The 23,316-nt window shown below is 69.2% G+C and carries 22 protein-coding genes and 1 tRNA gene; 7 read left to right on the top strand and 16 right to left on the bottom strand.

Annotated features, from left to right (window positions below; genetic code table 11):
• Positions 1-2 precede the first annotated feature (2 nt).
• A complete protein-coding gene (locus tag H9L09_RS14760) occupies positions 3-3,056 on the bottom strand; it encodes a hypothetical protein (protein ID WP_187577631.1) in 3,054 nt (1,017 codons plus the stop codon).
• A 160-nt stretch (positions 3,057-3,216) separates the two neighbouring features.
• Between H9L09_RS14760 and H9L09_RS14755 the strand changes: the two genes are divergently transcribed.
• The 3 genes from H9L09_RS14755 (at position 3,217) to H9L09_RS14745 (ending at position 6,861) form a co-directional block, all read left to right on the top strand.
• Positions 3,217-4,752, top strand: a complete 1,536-nt coding sequence (locus H9L09_RS14755) for a DNA cytosine methyltransferase (RefSeq protein WP_187577630.1) — start codon at positions 3,217-3,219, stop codon at positions 4,750-4,752.
• Positions 4,753-4,921: 169 nt separating this feature from the next.
• Positions 4,922-6,367 carry a hypothetical protein gene (locus tag H9L09_RS14750; RefSeq protein ID WP_187577629.1) on the top strand — a complete coding sequence of 482 codons (1,446 nt, stop codon included), beginning with the start codon at positions 4,922-4,924 and terminating at the stop codon, positions 6,365-6,367.
• Between the two features lie 80 nt (positions 6,368-6,447).
• On the top strand, positions 6,448-6,861 hold the full coding sequence (locus H9L09_RS14745) for a very short patch repair endonuclease (protein ID WP_187577628.1): 414 nt from the start codon (positions 6,448-6,450) through the stop codon (positions 6,859-6,861).
• An 852-nt stretch (positions 6,862-7,713) separates the two neighbouring features.
• Here H9L09_RS14745 and H9L09_RS14740 read toward each other — a convergent pair.
• The 5 genes from H9L09_RS14740 to H9L09_RS14720 form a co-directional block, all read right to left on the bottom strand.
• Positions 7,714-8,181: an SAF domain-containing protein gene (locus H9L09_RS14740; RefSeq protein WP_187577627.1), complete on the bottom strand. Its 468-nt coding sequence runs from the start codon at positions 8,179-8,181 to the stop codon at positions 7,714-7,716.
• 122 nt (positions 8,182-8,303) lie between these two features.
• Positions 8,304-9,218, bottom strand: a complete 915-nt coding sequence (locus tag H9L09_RS14735; RefSeq protein ID WP_187577626.1) for a hypothetical protein — start codon at positions 9,216-9,218, stop codon at positions 8,304-8,306.
• A gap of 23 nt (positions 9,219-9,241) precedes the next feature.
• Entirely contained in the window at positions 9,242-9,463 is a 222-nt protein-coding gene (locus H9L09_RS14730; RefSeq protein WP_187577625.1) for a hypothetical protein, read from the bottom strand.
• A 594-nt stretch (positions 9,464-10,057) separates the two neighbouring features.
• Positions 10,058-10,207, bottom strand: coding sequence for a hypothetical protein (locus H9L09_RS22830; protein WP_425491731.1), 150 nt, complete (start codon positions 10,205-10,207; stop codon positions 10,058-10,060).
• Between the two features lie 369 nt (positions 10,208-10,576).
• Entirely contained in the window at positions 10,577-11,107 is a 531-nt protein-coding gene (locus H9L09_RS14720) for a hypothetical protein (protein WP_223164063.1), read from the bottom strand.
• An 80-nt stretch (positions 11,108-11,187) separates the two neighbouring features.
• Between H9L09_RS14720 and H9L09_RS14715 the strand changes: the two genes are divergently transcribed.
• The gene (locus H9L09_RS14715) at positions 11,188-11,400 is read left to right on the top strand and encodes a hypothetical protein (RefSeq protein ID WP_187577622.1); all 213 of its coding nucleotides are present in this window, start codon (positions 11,188-11,190) and stop codon (positions 11,398-11,400) included.
• 612 nt (positions 11,401-12,012) lie between these two features.
• On the opposite strand, the gene H9L09_RS14710 is transcribed toward H9L09_RS14715, so the two are convergent.
• The 6 genes from H9L09_RS14710 to H9L09_RS14685 form a co-directional block, all read right to left on the bottom strand.
• Positions 12,013-12,086 (bottom strand) — tRNA-Met (locus tag H9L09_RS14710).
• A 164-nt stretch (positions 12,087-12,250) separates the two neighbouring features.
• Positions 12,251-15,238, bottom strand: coding sequence for a UPF0182 family membrane protein (locus H9L09_RS14705; RefSeq protein WP_187577621.1), 2,988 nt, complete (start codon positions 15,236-15,238; stop codon positions 12,251-12,253).
• Between the two features lie 19 nt (positions 15,239-15,257).
• Entirely contained in the window at positions 15,258-15,863 is a 606-nt protein-coding gene (locus tag H9L09_RS14700; protein WP_223164062.1) for a PPA1309 family protein, read from the bottom strand.
• Complete coding sequence (locus tag H9L09_RS14695; RefSeq protein ID WP_187577620.1) at positions 15,860-16,915, bottom strand: YlbL family protein; 1,056 nt, start codon at positions 16,913-16,915, stop codon at positions 15,860-15,862. The genes H9L09_RS14700 and H9L09_RS14695 overlap by 4 nt, the downstream gene beginning before the upstream one ends.
• A 26-nt stretch (positions 16,916-16,941) precedes the next feature.
• The gene (locus tag H9L09_RS14690; RefSeq protein ID WP_187577619.1) at positions 16,942-17,199 is read right to left on the bottom strand and encodes a hypothetical protein; all 258 of its coding nucleotides are present in this window, start codon (positions 17,197-17,199) and stop codon (positions 16,942-16,944) included.
• A 60-nt stretch (positions 17,200-17,259) separates the two neighbouring features.
• Positions 17,260-17,694, bottom strand: coding sequence for a molybdenum cofactor biosynthesis protein MoaE (locus H9L09_RS14685; RefSeq protein ID WP_187577618.1), 435 nt, complete (start codon positions 17,692-17,694; stop codon positions 17,260-17,262).
• Between the two features lie 93 nt (positions 17,695-17,787).
• On the opposite strand from H9L09_RS14685, the gene H9L09_RS14680 reads away from it, so the two are divergent.
• Both H9L09_RS14680 and H9L09_RS14675 read left to right on the top strand, forming a co-directional pair.
• Entirely contained in the window at positions 17,788-19,200 is a 1,413-nt protein-coding gene (locus H9L09_RS14680; RefSeq protein ID WP_187577617.1) for a zinc-dependent metalloprotease, read from the top strand.
• Entirely contained in the window at positions 19,197-19,793 is a 597-nt protein-coding gene (locus H9L09_RS14675) for an NUDIX hydrolase (protein ID WP_223164061.1), read from the top strand. The genes H9L09_RS14680 and H9L09_RS14675 overlap by 4 nt, the downstream gene beginning before the upstream one ends.
• Here the strand turns inward: H9L09_RS14675 and H9L09_RS22685 are convergent.
• The 4 genes from H9L09_RS22685 to H9L09_RS14660 form a co-directional block, all read right to left on the bottom strand.
• Entirely contained in the window at positions 19,760-19,993 is a 234-nt protein-coding gene (locus H9L09_RS22685) for a M48 metallopeptidase family protein (RefSeq protein ID WP_343065142.1), read from the bottom strand. The genes H9L09_RS14675 and H9L09_RS22685 overlap by 34 nt on opposite strands.
• Complete coding sequence (locus tag H9L09_RS22680; RefSeq protein WP_343065141.1) at positions 19,978-20,364, bottom strand: hypothetical protein; 387 nt, start codon at positions 20,362-20,364, stop codon at positions 19,978-19,980. Before H9L09_RS22680 ends, H9L09_RS22685 begins: the two co-directional genes overlap by 16 nt.
• Before the next feature lie 9 nt (positions 20,365-20,373).
• A complete protein-coding gene (locus H9L09_RS14665) occupies positions 20,374-21,450 on the bottom strand; it encodes a PHP domain-containing protein (RefSeq protein ID WP_187577616.1) in 1,077 nt (358 codons plus the stop codon).
• A 399-nt stretch (positions 21,451-21,849) separates the two neighbouring features.
• On the bottom strand, positions 21,850-22,707 hold the full coding sequence (locus H9L09_RS14660; protein WP_187577615.1) for an enoyl-CoA hydratase/isomerase family protein: 858 nt from the start codon (positions 22,705-22,707) through the stop codon (positions 21,850-21,852).
• 270 nt (positions 22,708-22,977) lie between these two features.
• Here H9L09_RS14660 and H9L09_RS14655 point away from each other — a divergent pair, with 270 nt between their 5' ends.
• On the top strand, positions 22,978-23,136 hold the full coding sequence (locus tag H9L09_RS14655; RefSeq protein ID WP_187577614.1) for a DUF5679 domain-containing protein: 159 nt from the start codon (positions 22,978-22,980) through the stop codon (positions 23,134-23,136).
• Positions 23,137-23,316 lie beyond the last annotated feature (180 nt).

Raw genomic sequence — 23,316 nt, 5'->3', positions numbered from 1 at the left:
TTTCACCCTGCCAGTAGTGAGTTCAGGCCATCCGCGACGTCGCGGGGCACATCGAGATATGCGATAGACCGGGTCCTGGTGGACACCTGCGGACGCCGCCCGGAGCACAGCGCCGCGACCCGGCCGTATAGGGCCGGAAGGTCCGCGCCGATCGGCACCACCAGCGCACTGCTGGACGGCACGTACCCGACCAAGGGCCGTCCGGCGGCACGAGCAGCGAGGTGCTTGACCACCTGGACACTGCCCACCCGCGCCTGGCGCTCGACGGCGCCATTTGCGTCGACCCAGATGCTCAGCCGCCGGAAGGACTGCTCGATTCGATAGGCGCCCGGGATGCCGACTCCCGCGACGGTCTGCCAGGAGGCATCCCGCAGACTGAACAGGGTCGCTTTGCTGTAGGCCGGGATCGGCACCAGCGGCATCGCTGCCTCGAGCTCGCCCAGCGTCGGGAGTGCCGCCAGCATCTTGCGAGGAGCGTCTCGAACGACGGCAGGCTCCAAGCCGGCGGCATCCATCGCTTGCTCTAGATCATCTGCCGCCAGGCCCCGAGCGAACCAGGACGACAGACCGCCGTCGACTCCGTCCTCGCGCACGAGGTGCCCGCCGTTGGCTTCGATCTCCGAACGCAGAAGCGCCCGCCCACGGCCCGACCAGACCCCGGCGAGCACAAAACCGTTCGTCATGGTCTCGGCGAGATAGGCCGGGTTGGCTTCCCACTCCAGCGGGACCATGGCGTCGTCCCGGCGGACGTCGATGTGACCCGCGATCTCAAGGGCCCGGACAAACTCGTCCGCAAACAGGCTGGTGCCGTCGGCATGCGAGGCGATCCGGTCCAGGGCACTGATCGGCCCGCCCCCGACGTGCACGACGGCGTCGAGGCAAACGTCCCAGGGAGCCTGAAGCTCGCGCGACCCGGCGTACTCCGCCAGGTGCAACTCCACCGGCGCGTCCGCCGGACCATCCAGCTTCTTCCACCGCGGCCGGGTGGGCGAGGTCTTCACTATCCCGCAGTCGCGGCACACGCCCTGGATCGTCTTAGAGGTCGCCTTCCCGCCATGCCAGGTAGGAAGCTGGATGTAATGCCGCCCGGTGACCATGCAGGACTTCGGGTCGGCGGTGCCCAGCACAACGACCGGCTGGACGACGTTGGAGGAGACCTTCTTGGCTTCCCAGCCGATCCCGTCCGCGATTGGACGCGGCGCAGCGGCCGCCCGGTCGCGCACTCCTACGGTGTTCACGCCGTCCACGAAGAACTCTGAACGCCCGACTGAGGCGGACGCCGAGATCGCCGCCGTCGCCCCGCCGTCGAGCTCGTAGTTGAGCGGAGTGCAGGTCTCCCAGGTGACGGCGTCTGGGGTGTCCGCCGACCGGAGACGGAGCGTCGGGCGGGAGAGGACTTCGTCGTCCACCTGCAGAGTCACCTCGTAATCGCCGTCAGCCAGGTCGAGGCCATTAAGCGGGATCACCATGGCGTTGGCGGACTCGGTCCACCGGTGCAGCTCCTCCGATTCGTCGCCGAGCGAGGTGATCGTCACTGTCATCTTCTCTGCCTCAGCGACGGCAGCTCGAATCTCCGGCGGTTGAAGGCTGGAGTACTTCCGGATCCGGCCCGGCATCTTGAGGCCGCCGGCGAAGTTCAACTGGGCCGTGGTGAGCGGTACCAGCGCATGCAGGTCGACGTGCTTGACGTCTTTCGGGATGGCGTAGAGCTGCACTTGGTCGATGAGAACCCAGCCAGCGGGCAGTCCTGGAAGCGCCTCCGCGTCATCAGTTGCGACGCTGCGAAACGTGGCGCCACGCTTTCCGCACTGGTCGACGATGCCCATGACCCCCTTTAGCAGGTTGTCGTCGTCCTTGACTAGCAGACAAACGTCATCCGCGAGCTGCAGCCGGGCGGTCTCGACCAGTGCCCCGACCATCTCATCGCGACGGAGCGGAACCACCCGCCGCGGTCGACGCGTGACCGTCTCGCCTGTCTTCGGGTCCTCCAGCTCCAAGACGGCGCCGACAAGCGACGCTGCGTCGAAGCGGCTTCCCGGGATCGGACGGACCCGTCCGCCAGCGGCAGGTATCACGCCGACTGCCGGACGCCCCGCGGCCGAGTTCACGACCAGTTCGGTCGCCTCCGCCTGCCGCGGGAGCCGGGCGACGAACGACAGCTCGATGATGCGGCCACCGAACGACTGGCGCAGATTCGCGCACAGACCGACCTGGCCCGTCGCCCCCACTGACTGCTCGGAGCTGTCTCGGAACGCGCCATCCCAGAGGCTGAGCTCGACCGCGACGACACCAGCGACCCGCTCACGTGCGGCGCCGCGACCCCAAAGGTTCTTCAGGTTGTTGCTCACTGGGCAGGGATTGCTGGAGATCCAGGCGTCCAGCAACGGCTCGAGGTCCGCCGGTATGACCTCCGAGCCCGGGACCAACCCGAAGCGCGTGAAGAACGCCGGCAGCTTGACGCGGTCGGCCGCTCGTACGAGGGCTTGCGACTGGGGGATGCCGACATATCGGAACGACAGTGCGTCGGCGGTCGGGAGCCCGAGCCTGCCCTCGTGCGCGACCAGGTACTCGTTGAGACCCCGCCAGAAGACCTCGGTGATTGGGAATGCCTGCTGCAGCCGGGTGGCCTCAGCCTTGTCCAGACCCAGCACCTCCCCCAGACGTGGGTAGTACGCGTGAGCCGCCAGGTTCGTGTCGGCCCCCATCCGCTCGGCAGCCAGCACCAGCACGCAAAGCAGCGCGACGACGGGAGGAGGAGTGATCTCCGTCGCGGTCCTCTTCTCCCGGGTCGCAGCGGACCCGAGCACGTGCCGTCGCCACATTTGAAACCGCTGCCAATGCGCGTCGAAGCCGTGCCGGTCCTCTAGATACAAGGTGCTGCGCACCACCTTGATAAGTTTCGCGACAGGATCTTCTGAGATACCGAGCTCGGCGCCCAGCACCTTGAACATCTCGGGAGTCACCTCCAGGTAGACCGGGAGGCCGGCGGACTCATCCGTGAAGACGTGGCGGGCCAAGGCCCGGTCCCACTTGTCGTACTCCGCCCATACGTTCACCCTTGTGCCCCCGAGTCCCTGGATTGCTGTACCAGCGACCGTACCTAGGACCTCCGTCACATGTCTTCGGATTGCCGGACTGCGCACGCATCACGAGTCACTCTGGTAACACCATGGCGTGGATGCACAAACTGTCCGACCGGTCGCCTAAGCTTCTCCCATGAGCAACCCCGCGTTCCGATTCATCGACCTCTTCGCGGGCATCGGCGGCTTTCACGCCGTGATGAAGGCATTCGGCGGCGAGTGCGTGTACGCCGTGGAGATCGACCGGCAGGCGGCAACGGTCTACGAGGCGAACTGGGGCCACCAGGCCTTTGGTGACATCACGCAAGATGCTGACGATGACCTCGGCATCATGAACGTCCCCGCCCACGACGTGTTGTGCGCCGGTTTCCCGTGCCAGCCGTTCTCCAAGTCAGGTGCCCAGCGCGGGATGGACGAAGCTCGCGGAACTTTGTTCTTCAACATCGCCTCGATCATCAAGACACACCACCCCAAGGTGGTCCTGCTGGAGAATGTCCGCAATCTCATCGGGCCCCGCCATGAGCATGAGTGGGAGGTCATCATTCGAACGCTCCGCGAGGAGGGCTACAACGTCTCGGCCCGCCCAGCGATCTTCTCCCCACACCTATTGCCCGAGCACCTCGGCGGCGTCCCGCAAGTTCGCGAGCGCGTGTTCATCACGGCGACCTACGGACCGGACAGCGTGCCTCGAAACGACGACGGCACCGTAGACATGAACGCACTGGGCCCGCCGCCAGTCGCCACCATGACGGACCGTTTCCCGCGGGTGGCCGAGAGCAATGCGCCGATGTTCGACCCGGGAGCCGCAGAGGGCGGCTGGAACCTTCTGGACGGCAAGCTGCTCGATGAGTCCCATGTGATCCCAGGCTGCGACCTGACTCCCGGGGAGACCCTCTGGATCGACGCCTGGGACGAGTTCGCTCGTTTCATGAGCGAACGGACCAGTGCCCCGCTCAAAGGCTTCCCATACTGGGCGGACTCCTGGCTTGACTTCCCGGAGGCCGCAGCCGCAATGCGACGGGCCCCGACGCCAGAGCGCCGCAACGAGAACGGGCGGTACGAGCCCGGATCGGAGGCCGTCCTGCGGCTTCCCAAGAAGGTCACCCGACCGGTTATCGACTCCACACTGCCGGCGTGGAAGCAGTCTCATCTGCGCCGCAACTACGACGTGTTCGCCGCCCACTGGCGTGACATCTTGCCTTGGGCCTGGCGCTGGGGGGTCTACACTCACCTCTTCCCGGCATCGCGCAGGAAACTGGAGTGGCAAGCACAGGACGCGAAGTCGCTCTGGAGCACTGTCATGCACTTCCGCCCCTCGGGCATCCGTGCCAAGCGGCCGACATACCTGCCCGCGTTGGTAGCGATCACACAGACCTCGATCGTCGGTCCCTTGGAGCGCCGGTTGTCTCCGCGCGAGGCCGCGCGCCTTCAGGGATTGCCCGACTCGTTCATCTTCGCCGACCAGCCGGCGGCAGCAACCTACAGGCAGATGGGTAACGGCGTGGCCGTCGGAGCCGTTCAGCATGTCTTCCGGGAGCACGTCCTGAGAGACCAGGCTCTGCTCGCCGCAGACCCGGACGGAATTGGGCAGAACATTGTTGCCGCGGCGAAGGGCACGACTCCCTCGACGGTGCGGAAACGGCTTGCGGAGCACCGGCCGGCGAAGGTCTGATTGCTGCCAGAGTGTCGTCGGGAACTCAGTTGTATGCAGGGCGCGGCGCATGAGGTAGGGGTCCGTCAGGTCCATTCGCGTGTCACCCGCTGGGGTGGACGCTGCAGCGGATCGCGCGAATTCTTCGGGTTCCGTCCTCTTGCCCGCGGCTACCTGCTCGAATGTGCGGGTGCGATCTGTAGATGCCGAGTTCTTCCTTCCCGCGGAAACCGAGTCCGAGGCGGTCGAGCGCATCTATGCGCTGACCGGACGAGCGCCAGAGAGGGTGCGGGGCGGCAGCCGAGCTGGCAAGCGGGCGCTCGTCGCGCTACGCGACGCCCTCGAGCTGGACATCGACATCGTCCGCACCCCTGCCGCAATGGCCCGGGAGATCGCGATGAGACTCGACGTCGAGTGGCGGGAAGACCTCCTAGTCGAACTCAACATGGTGAATCTGCGCGGCCTCAACACCCTTCTCGAAGCGGCGACGATCGCGTATCAGGAGGGAGCGCTGAAAAGGCTTCGCGACGAAGTTCCGGTGTCGCTATCCGGGCCTTCGTGGGCGGCGTTCGAGCCAGCACGATCGAAGATTGAGGCGGTGACCCGGATCGCCGCGTTGACAGACGCGCCGCGCGAATGGCTTGGCCCAGGAGGCAAGGAACACAAGTCGGTCTTGCTTAACCTTGCCACCGCCCTGTTCCCGGGAGACCCAAGAGTCGATACGGGCAGCAAGACACGGCTCGGAGCATCTCTCGCCCGTGTCCTCGGCGTTCCGTGGACGGACGACTGCGCATCGACAGGTGAGACGATCCAGCTTGCCGGGCTCAACACGATCCTAGCCGGGGCAGAGCGGAATCTGGGACGACTCGGTGCTCAGGTTTCGGACATGCTGGCCACCCCGGCGGCGGAGGGCGACGCGCTCGCTGCGGCGCTCATGTCCGGCCTTCCGGACCATTGGGACGGGAGGAAGTCAGTCGAGTGGCTCGCCGACAACGGCTTGCGCGGCGCGAACGATAATGAGTGGCAAGGCTTCTTTGGCGAGGAGCGCGCGAGGGCGGTCCTCGCGGCAGCGTTCACCCCGCGAGTTCCCGGGCCGCGTGTGCGGTACGGCAACACAGTCTTTGACTACGCACTCAACCGAGTCTGGGACATCAAGGTCCACACCGAGACCCAGACCTCCGCAGGCAAACGTCGGTCAGCCAGTCCCGAAATATTGCTCAACGACGAGCGGGCGATCCGGAACTGCGTTGACGAGCAGGGGATCGGCTTCCTCGTCATCAGCGGCAACGCGCTCATGGACGACTCGGGTGAATTCGTTACGTGGCATAGAAGGTTCAAGGCAGAACGGCGCGCCAGACCCGCATCGCCATCGAATTCCGGCAAGAGCCGGACACGAAAGGCAGCCTTCACTCCCCTGCGGGTGGAGTCGTTCTGGCTGGCGAACGGCAACTCGCTCAGGGCCGCCGTCGCTTCTGGTCAGTTGTCATCTCGCGCGCAGGGACGCCAGGCACCCAAGGGTGAGGGCGCGGTCGGCGCATCTCGCGAACCAAAGTTCATGCTGAATACGACCAAGGCGCGAGCCGGAATCCGCGTTGCCCACTACGACTGGCCAGAGATGCGTCGCCGTCCGGCGTGAGTCCTGAGAGTTGCACGGTCGGCCCCATCAGGACCCCGTCCGTCGCTCTCCCACAAGAGGCTCATGACAGAGTTGGGCCCATGGCTCCGTATGAGTCTTGGGCGTCCAGCCCCGCATCCCGGGCGGTCATGCGGGCCAACCGGCGACGGGACACGGCGCCGGAGATTGCCGTCCGTCGCCTCGCCCACGCCACCGGGCTAAGGTACCGCGTCGATGCCAGACCGCTCCCGAACCTCAACCGTCGGGCAGACCTCGTCTTTAGGCGCGCAAGGGTGGCCGTCTTCATCGACGGCTGCTACTGGCACGGCTGCCCCGAGCACGGGACCGTGGCGAAGACGAACGCGGACTACTGGGGGCCGAAGATCGCGCGGAACCGTAAGCGCGATGCTGAGACGGACAAGTTGCTCACTGACGCTGGATGGACTGTCGTGAGGGTTTGGGAGCACGCAGCGCCTCGGGAGGTCGTCGATCAGATCATCGCGGCAGTTCGATGAACTGAGTTGGCCTCACGAATGCGTTTGGATCCCGTGATGGATGCGGCGGGGGGCAAGCAAGCAAGCCCAAGGCCCCCGACCGTCGCGCCGGTCCAACCTTCTGACCAACGCCGATCCGGCGAGACCGGGGCGTTGACCTCTGGTCAGCCAGCGCCAAGGGGTCGCCCGGTTTGACCTTACGCAGACCTTCGCCAGGTATGGCCGCCATTCGCTTTGAAGCTCACTCAGCGCCCCCTCGAAAGCAATGTCAGCAGACGCTGTGCTGACACTGAACGCAAGAACCGCGCCAGTGGTAACCCACGAACCCGGCTCTGACCACGCCCGTCTCCTGTGAACCTACGTCGCAGGTCACTGCCGTCCTCGCGGCCCTTCCTGCGCAGCATCGGCTGATGATCGAGACCGTCGCCACCACCGGGGACCCCGATGGGGTGAGCTCATCGCCCTCAAGCCCAGCCACCTCGACCTCATCAAGCGCACGCTCACTGTCGATGAGACAGTCTTGGAGGTCCCGATCAATACCTCCCCCACCGGCGGTGGGATGCTGACCAGCCCTCGGCGCGCGCGGCGGTTGCGACCGACAGCACGGTCGGAGTCTCGGGAAGGGTGGAGCCTCCCGGGTGGAGCCGGATCGCCAGATCACCGCCGGCAGGGTCGGCCTCGACGGCAATCGCTTGTCCGGCCCACGCCGATGCGAGCGCCAAAGCGGTCGTGGTCACTCCGGGCGAGCCCTTGTCTCCGCACAGCGCAATGAGCATCACTCGTCACCCCCTGCGGGAGCCTGCACCAGCGCCACTCGCCCGGCTGCCACGTAGGCGGTGACACGCTCGGCGACCGGTTCGGGCACGACGAGGGTCAGGCGAGTCCCCGCCCCCTCGATCGCTGCAGCCGAGGCGACCGCTGCGCTGGGGCCAAGACCGTCGAGTTGTCGAGGTTGCCCGGCGTGCTCGGGTCACCCTCCGGCGGCACCGCGATCACCACGACGACGTCGCCCGGCGCGAGCCCGGCGGGGGCGCGGGTGGCCTCCAACTGAAGGCCGACCACCCGCTCGCCCGGTCCCGGGAGAGGATCGGCGGTGACCATGTCGCGCGTCAGGATCTGGCCGTCCACAAGGCCGACCGCAGCCGTGCCGCCGATGACGGTGTCGCTGTCGGCCGACGGGATGGCGCCTTTGACGCCCGAGACCTCGATGATCTTTAGGTCCTTGGCAGTGATCACAGAGCCGGCCGGGACTGGCTCGGCGATCGCGAGCACCGGGCGTTGGTCGCTCTTCTGCTGCCAGAACCACCCGGCGAGGAGCACGGCCATGACGACGAAGAGCACCGCACCGGCCCATTGGCCGTACCGCCGAGGTACCCGGGGAAGGTCATGGCCAAGGGACATCGGCCGCTGCGTAGCAGCCCGGGGCCGCTGGTCCGTGGTCGCGCGCGGGTCGGCTTCTGTGCTCACTGGACCACCACCGTCTGGCGCTGAAGGACACGCATGGTGCTGGCTCCTGCGGGCGCATCGACGAGCCCCAAGTCACCGCCGGTGGTCGGACAAGTTCCCGAGCAGCTCCAGGTCACGTGGTAGCGAATGGTCGCCGAGATCTGGAACTGCCCTTGTGGCTCTCTGTCCGAGGTCTCCTTGTAGGTGTAGGCGCACGTGGTGCTGGCAGCTTCGGTCATGCCCTGGACCCATGGCTTCCCCGGCCCGTAGCACGTGACAGCGGTCGGTCCGAGGTCCCAGACAGTTTGCGACGGGGTAGCCGTGACGGTCACTGTCGTCGCACCCGCCGTGACGGATTTGTGCAACGTTGCCCACTGGCCGTCCGGTATCCAGAGCCAGTTCTCAACACCGATATAGGTCGCCGCGGGCGGCTCGGGGGCGGTGCGGATGTCGGCCATCGCGAGAGGCATCAGCCCGAGAGCCGTGGCCGCGAGCTCCTCGGGCGTCGGCGGTCCGGGCTCCTGGCCCGGCGCCGTCCAGAGGATCTGGACGTTGCAGGTAGTTGCGACCCCGGCAGACGTACAGCTGGTGCACTGCCACAGCGAGCCGTCGGTGTGCCCCTGCCAAGCCGGGGTTCCGGGCGGCGCGTCGTAGGGAGCGGCGTAGCACTGGTGCCCCGACCACCAGGTGCCGTCATGTGTCTGGCAGGGAACCTCGGTGCCGTCGGACTTATAGCAGCCGACCGGCGGTCCCCGACCGCCGTTCCCGGGATCTCCTGGGTCGCCCGGGTTGCTGGGTTCGCCGGGATCGGTGACAACGACGCAGATAACCCCGGACCCGACGCTGACGGGGTTCGTTCCCGGCGGGCACTGCGAGTCCCCGTCGGCGACGGCCCTCGGCGCCACGACAAGAAGCGGCAGCAACAGGGCCACCACCAAGATCCCAAGCGCCCGGCTCAGCATGTCTGGCCCTGCTCCGCGATTCCCGAGCGCCACCAGTCCTCACCGGCGTGCTTCTCCAACCGGACGGTATAGATGTGCGGCTTCTTGAACTGCGGCTGGTCGAGCTTCTTCCCATCCTGGGTGACGACGCGGCCCGACTCATCAAGGCATCGGCGCAGCACGATGACGTCGCCCCTCGGCCCGCCAAGCTTGATCGACCGCGGCTTCGTCCACACGCTCTTGGTCGAGCCACTGACGGTGACGTTGTTGTTAGCGACCTGGGCGAGATTGCCCCATGCCGTCGACCAATCGACGGCGTAGCGTTGGTAGAACTTCTTCGCCGCGCCCGTCGTCTGACCGGCCGCGTAGAACTTGTCGTTGCGCTTCGTGAACGCGTCTTACTCGTCCACCGCCGTCTCGTAGGCCGCCCGTTCCTTCTCGTTGTAGCCGGCGAGTTCAGGTGGAACTGAGGACGTCGGCGCCGAGGGCGCCGACGTGGTCGGATCCGAGCTGGGAGACGGGGCTGGTGAGGCCTCGTTCTGGTTGCAAGCAGCGCACGTCACCACCAGGAAGGTCGCGAGCACCAGCCGAGATCGCAACATTCCAGGCCCCTCCAAGTCGGCGCACCGTGATGTTGAGGCAACCACGCTACGCCCGAATCGGGCACTTCGGCAGACCTGCATATTCAGCCACTCCTGGCACACCACGTCTGCCTCCTCACCGGGATCCGCCTCTTCAAGCGCACGAGCGTGCGCGAATGGACACGAAAGCCAGCGTCGCCCTAGGACACGGGCACCGGTATCGGCGGCCGCATGCCTGTGGAAAGGGGGCTACGAAGCCCGGGCCGTGGACCCCCTCGGCGCGGGCAAGCGCAGATTTGGTCGGCTGTCATCGAGCTCGGCCATGAAGCGCTCGAGCTCGTTACTCGGCACCCGGCGCGACCGGCCGACCTTCACCGACCTCAGCTCGCCGCTGGACATCAGCTCGTAGACCTTCGTCTGGCCGACCGCCAGCCGCGCCATGACCTCGGGATCTTTAGCAGAAGGGTCTCCATCTCCACTCCTCGTGAATCGGGACCTACTCAAGCGCAACAGCCCGGCCGAATGGACTGAGAGACGCGGCCCACTGGAGTAAGTGATGGCTCACCATGCGCCTCACCGCCAGGTGCGCGACCAACCCTGGCACCCGGCCAGCGGGTGAGGTCAGTGCCCGTCAAGCAATAGGTCACCGAATCTGAGACGACGCGGTCGCGCTTAGATCAGCGCCACATCTGGTGAGCCCCAACGTCAGATTAGCGGCGATAGGAACGCGGTCGAGTTCGACAGGGTTGCTTGGGTCAATCGGCACGATCACGCGGTGTCGTAGCCAGCCTGACGTCCCCTTGCATCGACATCGCGCTGAGCGGCCCGTAGTTCATCGGTGACTTCGCGTGCATCCACCAGGTTCATGACAGCCTTCACTGTCACTCTGCTACCCGCGACCCACTCAGAAAGCGATGCAGACGACTCCACAGTCTCCCGGGGCACTTCGACGGCTCGGACCACCTCATAGGTGACCGAGTCGAGCACTACGAAGACGCAAGCGTGGAAGTCAAAGCTGCGGAAGGGTGAGTACGACTGGGACTTCGTCGACGCGGCGTCGGTTACGCGACACTTGACTTGGAGCAGCCTGTCGTCGAGACGCACGTCCCAACTCTTCTTGGACGACTTCGCAATGCTCCCCCCAAATGCCTCGGCCACGAGCAACTCTGCGTAGTCGCCTGCTGGTGCGTTGCGGGACCAAACGACAGTCCGCTGGTTCAGCTCAGTCAAGATCTGGGAGTACAGGCCCAACAGCTCGGTGGAACGCATCGCAGTCAAGTCAAAGACGGGTGCCGTCATTCCTCAAACCTAGTGGAGAGCCAGCCCCTGCCGCTGAGTCCGCGCGAGCCATTCGTGGAGCAGTCCCGGAGGTAGAGACGATGGACTGGATGCACGTGACAGCAGTGGCGGCGAGCATCGCCGTGCTGCTCGCAGGTGCTGCCGTCTTCCTGGTCACCACCTCGGCGCTCTGTCTCGCCGTCGCCAGCATGTGGATGAGTCCCTCCCGTGCAGAACGTGCACTCCGCGTCGTCGCCGAGCTGCGGGGCTTGGTCACGGCTCTGCGCGGGAAGCCCCAAGACGAGGCGGCGTGACGGCCCCTTACTTCGAGATGAGGTCGTTCAACGCCGTGTGCGCCAAGGTCAGCGGCAGGGTCCGATGCGCCAGTGCCTGGCTGGTTCGGGCCTAGGAGTGTTGCGCCGGGACCGCAGCGTCTTCACCAGGCCCCGAGCGTCCTGACAAGAAGATGGGTGTCCTGCTGAGAATCACGGTGTCCTGCGGGGACGTAGGTGTCCCGGAGGGACGCCGGGACACTGGCTCGGGATTCGGCAACACAGCGCGGATGAGGGACACGGGGATCTCGTTGCGCTCAACACTGGCCATCAAGGTGCTACCCGCACTTCGTAAACGACCAAGGGGTGCGTCTATGTGGGCGGGGGCGGCACCTCCTCGGCACCCCCGAACTAGAGGGACTCATGCCTGACCGCGCCACCCATTCGGCAGGCTCACCGACACGCTCACCAAGTGCCTCACCCAGTGGCGCACAAGTACATCACTGCACCGCCCACCGCCGCTGACACGCACGTCTGGACGCCCTATTCGTGGCAGCGCCTGCTGACATCCTGCTGACATCGAGGCCCGAGAAACATCAGAGGCCGTTTCCGGATAACTCCGGAAACGGCCTCTGACCTGCGGTTTTACCTTTGTAGCGGGGGCAGGATTTGAACCTGCGACCTCTGGGTTATGAGCCCAGCGAGCTACCGAGCTGCTCCACCCCGCGTCGGTGATACCTACCTTACGGGACTGGTCCGCAGCACTCCAAATCGAGTCCTGGTGAGCTGCCAGACAGCGAGCCGCGGGACAAGGCGAAGGCCCTCCCCCAGACGCCCGAGACCGGAGAGCAGAGCTCCGGTCAAGCGCGCCCAGGGAGAGGGCCCAGCGGCATCAGCCCGACTTCGAGCTGCCGCCGCCTCCGCCGCTCTTGGCCTTCGGTTCCGGCGCCACGCCGGCCGCCTCGATCGCCTTCTGCACCAGGGACCGCGCCTGCTCGGTCGCCTTGGCGTAGGCGGCGAGGTCGCCGGCCTGCAGTGCGGCCTGCGCCTTGGTGAACTTGGCCTCCGCCTGCTGCAGCAGGTCGCGGACGTCCTGGCTGACGACGCCCTGCCCACCACCGGTCCCGGTGCCCTGACCGCCACCGCCTTCCGACGGCGTGCTGGTCGTCGTGCCCTGGCAGGTCGCGCCGAGGCCGAGGACGTCGCAGAGCGCGGAGTTCAGCGTGGTGCCGATGCCGACGTCCTGGCCGAACGAGACCAGCACGTAGCGCAGCACCGGGTAGCGGCCCTCCCCCACCTCGCGCAGCGTGTAGAGCGGCTGCACGTAGAGCAGCCCGTCCCCGATCGGCAGCGTCAGCAGGTTGCCGAACAGCGCCTTGGAGTTGGTCCGGGTGAACGCCAGCAGCTTGTCCTGGATCTCCTGGTCCGAGGCGAACTGGTTGGCGATCTGCGAGGGCCCCGGCACCTGCGTGTTGCTGGGCAGCCGCAGGATCCGGATCTTCCCGTAGTCGTCCCGCGACGCGTCGGCGTCCACGGAGATGAACGAGGCCAGGTTCTGCCGCTCCTGGGGCACGAAGACGCTGGTCAGCGAGAAGACCGGCTCGTCGACGCCGCCCGGCGTGGTGATCGACAGCCGGTACGGCGGCTGTGTCTGCGTCTTGTTCTCCGGGTCCTCCGGGACCCGCCAGCGGTCGCTGCCCTCGTAGAACGTCTTCGGCTGCTCCACGTGGTAGGTGGCGAGGATCTTGCGCTGCACCTTGAACAGGTCCTCGGGGTAGCGCATGTGCTCGAGCAGCGCGTCGGGGATCTCCGACTTCGCGCGGACCACGCCGGGGAAGGCGGCGGACCAGGCGTCCAGGATCGGGTCCTTGTCCCACTCGTAGAGCGTCACGGTGCCGTCGTAGGCATCGACGACGGCCTTCACCGAGTTGCGCATGTAGTTGATCTCGTCGGTCGGCAGCGTCGCGTACGCCGTCCGCGGCTGCAGCGAGTCCGACACCATGTCCGAGAGCGAGTCCTTCTCGGAGTTCGGGTAGCGGTCGGTGGTGGTGTAGCCGTCCACGATCCACACCACGCGCCCGTCGACGACCGCGGGGTAGACGTCGCCGTCCACGGTCAGCCACGGAGCGACCTTCTCGACCCGCTGCCGGGGGGTGCGGTCGTAGAGGATCTTCGAGTTCTCGTTGACCCGGCTGGAGAGCACGATGTTCGGCTCGGAGAACTTCACCGCGTAGAGCAGCTTGTTGAAGATCCCGCCGACCGGCACGCCGGCCTGGCCGCCGTACGTCGTCGTGGTCTGCTGCGTCCCGGTGCCCTCCGGGATGTCGAGCTCGACGTCGCGGCCGTCCTTGGGCTTGCCGACGATCGAGTACGACGGGCTGTTCTCGCCGAAGTAGATCCGCGGCTGGTAGCCGTCCGGCGGGAACATGTCGGTCAGCACGCCCCGCGGCGGGATGTCCTGCTCGGCCCACACCGGCTTGCCCTCGGGGTCCACGACCGGCTTGTCGTCGGCGTTGCGCTGGTTGCCGTAGGCCGCGATCACGCCGAAGCCGTGCGTGTAGACGGTGTGCAGGTTCGCCCAGTTCTGCTGGGCCGCCTCCAGGCCGCTCTGCTCCAGCTCCCGTACCGCCAGCACCAGGTCCCGCACCTGCCCGTTGACCGCGTACCGGTCCACGTCGAGCACCGGCGGCACGCTGTAGTAGCCGCGCACCTGCTGCAGCTGCTCGAACGCGTCCGAGACCAGGTTCGGGTCCAGCAGCCGGATGTTCGAGAGCGACTTGTCGTCCTTGCTGAGGTCGGCCTGCGAGAGCACCGGGCTCGGGTCATAGGAGGTCACCTCGGCGTCCTTGACGTCGTACGCCGACCTCGTCGCCTCGATGTTCCGGCCGATGTAGGGGCCTTCCTTGTCCGGCTCCGAGGGCCGCACCTGGAACTGCTGCACGATGCCCGGCCAGATCGCACCGAGCAGGATCGCGGACAGCACCAGCAGCGCCAGCCCGACCGAGGGCAGCATCCAGGTCCGGCGCAGCACGTTGGCGAAGAACAGCAGCGCGCAGATCAGCGCGATGAAGGTGAGGATGTTCTTCGAGGGCAGCACCGCGTTCTGGTCGGTGTAGCCCATGCCGGTGAACAGCCCGCCGCCCTCGGTGGTCAGGTCGTAGCGGTCCAGCCAGTAGTCGAACGCCTTCAGCAGCACGAACAGCCCGAGCAGCACCGACAGGTGCGCCTGCGCGCTGCCGGAGAGCTTGTCGGTCTTGGCCTGCAGCCGGATGCCGCCGTAGAGGTAGTGGGTCAGCGCCGCGGCGATCAGGGAGAGCACGATGATCGCCATGCCGAAGTCGATCAGGTAGTGCAGCCAGGGCAGCTCGAAGACGTAGAAGCCGACGTCGCGGTTGAAGTAGGGGTCCTTGGTGCCGAATGACTGGCGGTGCCGCCAGAGCAGGAACTGCCGCCACTGCCCGGAGCCGGAGCCGCCGGCGAACAGCGCCAGCACGACCGCGATGCCGATCAGCACCCAGCGCCGCAGCGGCTCGATCGCCTCCCGGTAGCGGTCCAGGTTGACCTGCTCCTGCGAGGCCGGCCGGAAGATCGGCCGGAACCGGTAGGCGATCGCGACGTTCGCCGCCACGATCACCCCGAGCAGCAGCCCGAAGACCACGAACAGCAGCACCCGGGTGCCGAGCACCTTGGTGAAGACAGAGGAGTAGCCGAGGCTGCGGAACCACAGCCGGTCGGTCCACACCCCGGTGAACACCGAGGCCAGGAAGAACAACGCGACCAGGATGATCGCGGTGAGCACCAGCGCACGCGAACGCTGCGACGGCTGCGGCGAAGGACTCCGCTTGGGCTGCCGAGGAGGCTCGTCGAAGAATCCGCTCACGCTGTCCGCCTGTCCGTGTTCACTGCTCGAAGGTCGCTGACAACAACTCTAGGAGGGCCGGCACCAGGTCCGGGCCCTCTAGCACCGAGAAGTCGTCGTCGTGGGCGCGCAACCGAAGCGCGCTGTAGGTGGCGCCGTCGCGCCGGGCAGCGGCGATCATCCGCACCTCCTGGCGCTCGGGGTGCGCGGCGGCGTACTCCTGCGCGGCGGCCGGCTCGTCGGGGAGGTCGGCGTCCGCGGACGGCGGCAGCACCAGCCGCTCCACCACCACGGCGCAGCCGGCGACCTCGTCGGGCCACATGATCGAGATCAGCAGCTCCTCGAGGTTCTGCTCCGGCGTCAACGGCTCCTGCTCCACCGGGGTCAGCGACCCCGCCGGCGGCTCGCCCTCGATGCCGAGCGCCGAGGCCAGGCCGGGCTCCTGGGCGAGCAGCTCGCCGGTGGGCACCAGCGCGAAGATCCGGGCCGGCTGGTCCCAGCCCTGGCCGGCGGCGTGCTGCTCGATCTCGCGGACCACGGTGACCAGGACCGGGTCGACCGGTGCCGGCGCGGCGGCCGCGTCCTCGGGAGTGGCAGCGGCCTCGGGGGCGTCGGGGGTGTCGGCGGGCGGGTCGGTCTCGGTCACGGGCACCTCGGCAGGTCGGCGTTCGGGTTCTTGGCGTAGGCGGTCAGCGCCTCGACGGCCTGGTGCAGGGTCTGCACCTTGACCAGCCGGATCTCGTCCTCGCTGACCGCGGCCCCGACGGCGGAGTCGCAGTTGTCGGCGGGGACCAGGAACACCTTGGCGCCCGCGTCCGCGGCGGCGACGATCTTCTGCTGGATGCCGCCGATCGGCCCGACCGCGCCGTCGGGCGAGATCGTGCCGGTGCCGGCGATCGACGCGCCTCCGGTCAGCGCGCCCTTGGTGAGCTCGTCATAGACGGCCAGGGAGAAGATCAGCCCGGCGGAGGGGCCGCCGATCTGCTCGTCGATGCGGACGTCGACGTCGAAGGGGAAGTCGTAGCCGGTGCCGATCTGGACCCCGACGATCGCCTTGCCCGGGTCGTCGGGAGACGCCTGCGGCGTCAGCGTCAGGGTGCGCCGCCTGCCCTCCCGGCTGACCACGACCTGCACCGGGTTGCCGACCCCGCTCTTCTGGATCAGCTGCGAGACCTGGGAGACGTCGGTGATCTTGGTGCCGTCCACCTCGAGGATCCGGTCCCGGACCTGCAGCTTGCCGTCGGCCGGCGAGCCGTCGGTGACCGCCAGCACCTCCACGCGCAGCGGCAGCTTGTAGCCCAGCTCGGTCAGCGCGGCGGCGACCGCGGTGTCCTGGGAGGACACCATCTGCACGCTGCTCTCCCGCTTGACGTCCGCGACCGACTGCTGCGGCGGGTAGATCACCTCCCGCGGGTAGACCGCCCGGGTGCCGTCGAACCACGCCGACAGCGCCTCGACCAACGAGATCTCCGCGCCGGGGCTGGTCACCGACACGGTGGTCAGCCGCAGCGACCCCTCGGTGGGATAGGTCTTGGTGCCCTCGATGTCGAGCTTGGGCTTGCCGTCCTGCTGCGCCAGCACGTTCACGGTCGGACCGGGGCTCATCGTCACGTAGGGCACCGGCAGGAACGCCGCAACCGCGAGGAGGCCGACCAGCAGGACGGCCACCACGACGCTGGAGAGGGTGCGGCGACTCATGCCGACACCTTCTCATCCAGGGACAACTACGCGGATCTACGGGTGTCGGCGCCGGCGGAGCGCCGTGAGGGCCGGACCGCGATGCCGGTGCTGCGGTCGCGCGGCCCGGCCGGGCGTGGCCGGTACCCGGTCGGGTGCTGCTTGAGGATCGCCCGCGCGAAGCGCTCGTCGTCGGCCTCCGAGCGCGCGGCCTGCTCGCGGCGCGGCCGTCCCACCCAGACTGCCCACAGCATCGCCAGCACGGTCACGCCGGCGGCCGGGACCAGCCACAGAAGGATCTCCACCGGTCCAGGGTAGGGACCGGGACGCCGGACGCGTCGCAGGCACGCCCGGCGGGCGGCGTCTCAGGGGGTGCCGACCCACTCCTCGTCGCCGTCGGTGAACCGCTGGTGCTTCCAGATCGGCACGGTGGCCTTGAGGTCGTCGATCAGTGCCCGCGACGCCTCGAACGCCTGGCCCCGGTGGTCGGCCGCGGTGGCCACGATCACGGCGGCGTCGCCGAGGTCGAGGCTGCCCACCCGGTGCACGGCCGCGACGCCGCGTACGTCGTACCGGGCGGCGACGCTCTCGCAGACCTCCCGCAACCGCTCCATCGCGCTCGGGTGCGCGGAGTAGTCGAGCCCCGCGACGCCCTTGCCGCCGTCGTGGTCGCGCACCTTGCCGACGAACAGCGTCAGTCCCCCGGCGGCGACGTCGGCGAGCGCCTCGAGCACCTCGGCGACGTCGAGGGCCGAGTCGCGGATGTCGACGAGTCGCACGAGGGGGGAGGAGTCGGTCACGTCGTGAGCCTACGAGGTGGCCGTCCCCGCCGACAGCCCGGCGGCCCGGTCACCGGGGCCGCACGCATTGGTCACGACGAGTAGTTTGGGACCATGAGCAGCGACCCCGGAGACCGGCCCGACGAGGGCGACAACCCGTTCAAGGGGACCCCGTTCGAGCAGATGTTCGCCGCCTTCGGCGACAAGATGCCCGGCGGCGGCGCCGGCATGCCCGACCTGTCGGCGCTGTTCGGCCAGATGCAGGCGATGATGACGCCGTACGACGGGCCGGTGAACTGGCAGCTGGCCAAGGACGTGGCCCGGCGCACCGTCGCCGAGCAGCCCGACCCCACCCCGACCGCGGCGCAGCGCAGCGACGTCGCGGACGCGCTGCGGCTCGCCGACCACTGGCTGGACTCCGCCACCGACCTGCCCTCCGGCGTCGCCACCACCGCGGCCTGGAGCCGCGCGGAGTGGGTCGAGCAGACGATGGAGGTCTGGAAGGGCCTCGTCGAGCCGGTCGCCGAGCACGTCGTCTCGGCGATGACCGAGGCGCTGCCCGGCGAGGCGAAGGCGATGGCCGGGCCGCTGATGGGCATCTTGAACCAGGCCGGCGGCGCGATGTTCGGCACCCAGGTCGGCCAGGCGCTCGGCGCGCTGGCCGGCGAGGTGCTGACCGCCTCCGACGTCGGGCTGCCGCTCGGCCCGGAGGGCAAGGCCGCCCTGGTCCCCGTCAACGTGGCCGCCTACGGCGAGGGGCTCGACGTCAGCGCCGAGGACCTGCTGCTCTACCTGGCGCTGCGCGAGGCCGCGCACCAGCGGCTGTTCGCGCACGTCCCCTGGCTGCGCGGGCACCTGCTCTCCGCGGTCGAGGACTACGGCCGCGGCACCAGCATCGACGTGTCCAAGATCGAAGAGTCGATGCGGGGCATCGATCCGTCCAACCCGGCGGCGCTGCAGGAGGCGCTCGAGGGCGGCCTGTTCGAGCCGCAGAAGACCCCCGCCCAGCAGGCGGCGCTGACCCGGCTGGAGACCACCCTGGCGCTCGTCGAGGGCTGGGTCGACGAGGTCGTCGGCCAGGCCACCGAGGGACGGATGCCGGCCGCGGCCAAGCTCCAGGAGGCGGTACGCCGCCGGCGCGCGGCGGGCGGACCGGCCGAGCAGACGTTCGCGGCGCTCGTCGGGCTCGAACTGCGACCGCGCCGGCTGCGCGACGCCTCCACGCTGTGGGGGTCGCTGCGCGCCCGCCAGGGCCACCAGGGCCGCGACGCGGTCTGGGCGCACCCGGACCTGCTGCCCACCCCCGCCGACCTCGACGACCCGCTGGGCTTCCGCGAGGGGCTGGCCGAGCCGGAGGCGCTGACCGCGGCGGAGTTCGATGCCGCGCTGGCCGACCTGCTGGACGGCGACGCGGGCACCGGCCCGGACGCGCCGTCGCCGGAGTCGCCGGAGTCCCCAGGCGCGCCAGACTCCCCGGGCACGCCGGAGGACCCCGAGGGTCCGGCGGGTCCCGCGGGCGAGCGGTGACCCGCGGGCTGCACGCGGACGCGCTCACCCTGCTGCGGGACTGGACCGCCCCCGACGACGGCCAGGAGCGGCTGCGCCGTGCCTACGTCGCGCACCTCGAGGAGCACCCGGACGGGCTGAGCCGGACCTGCCGGCCCTCGCACCTGACCGCCGGGGCGCTGATCGTCTCCGCGGACCACCGCGAGGTGCTGCTCACCCTGCACGCCAAGGCCCGGGAGTGGTACCACACCGGCGGCCACTGCGAGCCCGGTGACGCCACCCTGGCGGCGGCGGCGCTGCGGGAGGGGCGGGAGGAGTCCGGCCTGGACCGGCTCGACCTCGACCCGGTGCCGATCCAGCTCGACCGGCACGACGTACCGTTCTGCGGGCCGGCCGGCGGCGGCCCGGTGCACCACCTCGACGTCCGGTTCGTCGCGGTCGCCGCCGCGGACGCCGTACACGCCGTCAGCGAGGAGTCCCTCGACGTGGCCTGGTGGCCGGTCGACGCGCTGCCCGGCACCGCGGACCTGCCGGCCCTGGTCGAGCGGGCGCTGGCGCGGCTGGGGAGCCGGCCGGCCGGTCAGTCCAGCGGCTCGTCGTCCGCGGCCATCTGAGCCGCGCCCTCCGGTGAGCAGTCCACCGGGTCGGCGGTGAGGCCGAGCTGGGACGCGGCGGCCACCCCGTCGAGGAAGCCACGGGCCCGCTCGGCGCGCGGGAACCGCTCGACCATCTCCCAGAACGCCGGGGTGTGGCCGATCTCGCGCAGGTGCGCGAGCTCGTGCAGCAGCACGTAGTCGATCACCCAGGCCGGCATCCCCTCGAGCCGCCGGGAGAGCCGGATCGCCTTGTCCTCGGGGTGCAGGAGCCCCAGCGGCTGTTCTGGTTGTCGACCCAGCGCACGCTGTCCGGCACCGCGAGGCCGTCGAGGTACTTGCGGTTGAGCTCGCAGGCCCGCTGCATCAGGCTGTCGTCGCTGGGCCGGCGGCGCCGCTCGGAGCGCTCGAGCCGGGCCAGCATCGTGGCCACCCAGCGTTTCTCCTCGGCCCGCGTCATCCGGGCCGGGATCAGCACGACCACCTTGCCGTCCTCGCGGTAGGCCGCCACCGTGCGGCGGCGCCGGGCCGAACGACGTACCTCCACCACCGCACCGGCAGCGGTGCGGGGCGCAGTGACGTCGGCGGTCATGCTCCGACGCTACCTGTTCGCCCAGGTCAGGAGGCGTTTCAGCGGCCACGTGTTGACGATTCGCTCCGCCGGTACGCCGAGGCCGACGGCCCGCGCGCAGCCGTAGTCGAGGAAGTCCAGCTGCCCCGGCGCGTGCGCGTCGCTGTCGATCGAGAACAGGCAGCCCGCCTCCAGAGCGAGGCCGACCAGGTCGTCGGGCGGGTCCGAGCGCTCCGGGCGGGAGTTGATCTCGACGGCGACGTCGTGCTCGGCGCAGGCCGCGAAGACCGCCGCGGCGTCGAACTGGCTCTGCGGTCGGGTGCCGCGGCCGCCGGTGACCAGCCGGCCGGTGCAGTGGCCCAGCACGTTGGTGCGCGGGTCGCGCACGGCTCCGAGCATCCGCCGGGTCATCGCCGCCGGCTCCATCCGCAGCTTGGAGTGCACCGAGGCCACCACCAGGTCGAGCCGGCCGAGCATCTCCTCGCTCTGGTCCAGGGACCCGTCGTCGAGGATGTCCACCTCGATCCCGGGCAGCAGCCGGAACGCCCCGTCGAGGTGCGCGTTGACGGCGGCGACCACCTCCAGCTGCCGGGTCAGCCGCTCCGCGCTGAGCCCGTTGGCCACGGTCAGCCGCGGCGAGTGGTCGGTGAGGACGACGTACTCATGGCCGATCTCCTGGGCGGTCGCGACCATCTCCTCGATCGGGGAGCCGCCGTCGGACCAGTCGGAGTGGGTGTGCAGGTCGCCGCGGAGCGCCGCGCGCAGCTCCGCCCCTCCGGTGTCAAGCGGGCCGGCGCCGGCCTCGAGCTCGGCCAGGGTCTCCGGCACCCGGCCGGCGACACAGTCGGCGACCACCGCGGCGGTCTTGGCGCCGATCCCGGGCAGCTCCTTCAGGGTGCCCTGCGCGGCCCGGTCCGCGAGCTCGCCGGGCGGCAGGGTGAGCAGCGTCCGCACCGCGCCCCGGTACGCCTTGACCCGGTAGGTGTCCGCCAGCCGGCGCTCGAGCAGGAACGAGATCCGCCGCAGGGCCGCGACCGGGTCCAGCGGCTCCCTGGCTTCTGCTGCCCGACCGGCCCCGGTGGTCGGCCTGCCGCTGCGTTGCGCCATCGGCTCCCCTGTCTGCTCGTCCCGTGCTCGAAGTCTCGCTGCGCCACCCGCCGACTCGCGCCGGCGACCGGGTTTCTCGGGTCCACACCCTGTGCACCAGCATCATCGCTGCTCAGCACGGCGCGCCGGCGAGTCGCCCGGGCGTGTCCCCCACAGGTTCGTGCACCGCCGTCCCCAAGGTTATCCACAGGCTGTGGGCATCCGTCCACAGCCGGTCCCCAGGTCCGTCCACAGGGCGTTGGGGCGGGCGTTGACCGGTGCGCTGACCGCCGCCTAGGTTGAGCGCAGATGAGGCCCTCGGCCGACTCGGAGCGCCGTGGGCAAGGGGAAGGCACGCGGCGGTCCGACCGGCAGAGGGCCTCTTCTCAGTTGCGTGCTGGGTTGCGTTCTCGGTCTGGGTCAGCGGCCGGTGAAGCGCGGCGTCCGCCGCTCCCGCGACGCCCGGATCCCCTCCTGGAGGTCCTCGGTCGCGAGCGTGACCGGTTGCGCGAGGGCCTCCCACTGCAGGGCGGCCTCGAAGTCGGTGTGCCCGCCGTTGCGCAACGCGAGCGTGGTCAGCCGGCTCGCGATCGGGGCGGTCGCCGCGACCCCGGCGGCAGTGTCGAGGACCCGGTCCAGGCCGGGTCGTGGACGCGGCCGAGGCGCTGCGGCTCGGGCTGGTCTCGGCGGTCCATCCGGGCGACGGCTTCCTGTGAGCAGCAGGTCGCGGGCGTGCGCCGGGCCGACCACGTCGGGCAGCAGGTGGGTGGCCGCCATCCCGGCATGCATCCCGAGCTTGACGAACGGCACGCCCAGCTTGGCCGGCTCGGCGGCGTACCGCAGGTCGCAGGCCAGGGCCAGGCACAGCCCGGCGCCGATCGCGTGCCCGTTGACCGCGGCGATCGTCGGCACCTCCAGCCGTCGGATCGAGAGCCAGGCCCGGTAGAACGCGATCATCCGGGTGCGCAGCCGGTCCACGGTGGCGTCCGGCTCGCTCGCGATCCAGCCGGTGTCACCGCCGGAGCAAAAGGCGCTGCCGGCACCGGTGACCACGACCGCCCGCAGCGACCGGTCCCCCGCCAGCTCGTCGACCGCGCGGACCCAGGAGTCGGTCATCTGCGCGGACATCGCGTTGCGCTGCTCGGGGTTGTCCAGGGTCAGCACCGCCACCCCGTCGGGGCGACGCTCCACCCGCAGGTGGGGCGCCGCGACCCGGGCCGGGGACGTCGCGGCGGCGGAGGACGGGGCAGCCGGGACACCGGCGTCGGAGCTCGTCATGGCCGGACCCTACCGACGCCCCTCCCGGCTCCGGCAGCCTCGCCCGGAGTGACCTCGCTCGCAGCGCTCTGGAGAACCAGTCGAAAAGGGTGGATAAGGGACGTCGGATCGGTGCCGCTGAGCGTGAAACCGCCTGCCGGAGGCAGCGCCTGCACCATTCGGCCGCACGCCTGCCGTAGGGTTCAGAACGGCCGGCAACCGGCGGCCCACGGCGGGTCTTCCTCAGACTCCCCGCCGACGACCAGTTCGACATAGACCAAGGAGGCCGTCATGGCGGAGACCTGGAGCGGCGAGTTCTACTGCGTGAAGTGCAAGGAGAAGCGCGAGGCGGAGGGCGAGGTGAAGGTGAACGAGAAGGGCACGCGCATGGCGAAGGCCGTGTGCCCCGTCTGCGGCACCAACCTCAACCGGATCCTCGGCAAGGTCTGAGCACCTCACCGAGCTCTCGAACGAAGGCGGGGCCCCTCCATCCGGAGGGCCCCGCCTTCGGCGTACCACGGACTCGCGCCCTGCGGGGAGCGCGATCCGGACCTGTGGACGGTGACCGGCTTGCCGGCAGGCCTGTGGAGGACCGATCGCGCCGGCGTCGACGCTCGGGCAGGCTCGGGG

The sequence above is a fragment of the Nocardioides mesophilus genome (assembly GCF_014395785.1).
In the GTDB taxonomy this organism is placed as follows: Bacteria; Actinomycetota; Actinomycetes; order Propionibacteriales; family Nocardioidaceae; genus Nocardioides_B; species Nocardioides_B mesophilus.
The sequence above is the reverse complement of the archived record's forward strand: the minus strand, read 5'-3'. Positions and strand labels throughout refer to the sequence as shown.

Coding starts and splice junctions, on each gene's coding strand:
- H9L09_RS14755 (WP_187577630.1), top strand. CDS start 3,217: ATGAGCAACCCCGCGTTCCGATTCATCGACCTCTTCGCGGGCATCGGC.
- H9L09_RS14745 (WP_187577628.1), top strand. CDS start 6,448: ATGGCTCCGTATGAGTCTTGGGCGTCCAGCCCCGCATCCCGGGCGGTC.
- H9L09_RS22830 (WP_425491731.1), bottom strand. CDS start 10,207: ATGTCCAGCGGCGAGCTGAGGTCGGTGAAGGTCGGCCGGTCGCGCCGG.
- H9L09_RS14720 (WP_223164063.1), bottom strand. CDS start 11,107: ATGACGGCACCCGTCTTTGACTTGACTGCGATGCGTTCCACCGAGCTG.
- H9L09_RS14715 (WP_187577622.1), top strand. CDS start 11,188: ATGGACTGGATGCACGTGACAGCAGTGGCGGCGAGCATCGCCGTGCTG.
- H9L09_RS14695 (WP_187577620.1), bottom strand. CDS start 16,915: ATGAGTCGCCGCACCCTCTCCAGCGTCGTGGTGGCCGTCCTGCTGGTC.
- H9L09_RS14680 (WP_187577617.1), top strand. CDS start 17,788: ATGAGCAGCGACCCCGGAGACCGGCCCGACGAGGGCGACAACCCGTTC.
- H9L09_RS22685 (WP_343065142.1), bottom strand. CDS start 19,993: ATGCCGGCCTGGGTGATCGACTACGTGCTGCTGCACGAGCTCGCGCAC.
- H9L09_RS22680 (WP_343065141.1), bottom strand. CDS start 20,364: ATGACCGCCGACGTCACTGCGCCCCGCACCGCTGCCGGTGCGGTGGTG.
- H9L09_RS14665 (WP_187577616.1), bottom strand. CDS start 21,450: ATGGCGCAACGCAGCGGCAGGCCGACCACCGGGGCCGGTCGGGCAGCA.
- H9L09_RS14660 (WP_187577615.1), bottom strand. CDS start 22,707: ATGACGAGCTCCGACGCCGGTGTCCCGGCTGCCCCGTCCTCCGCCGCC.
- H9L09_RS14655 (WP_187577614.1), top strand. CDS start 22,978: ATGGCGGAGACCTGGAGCGGCGAGTTCTACTGCGTGAAGTGCAAGGAG.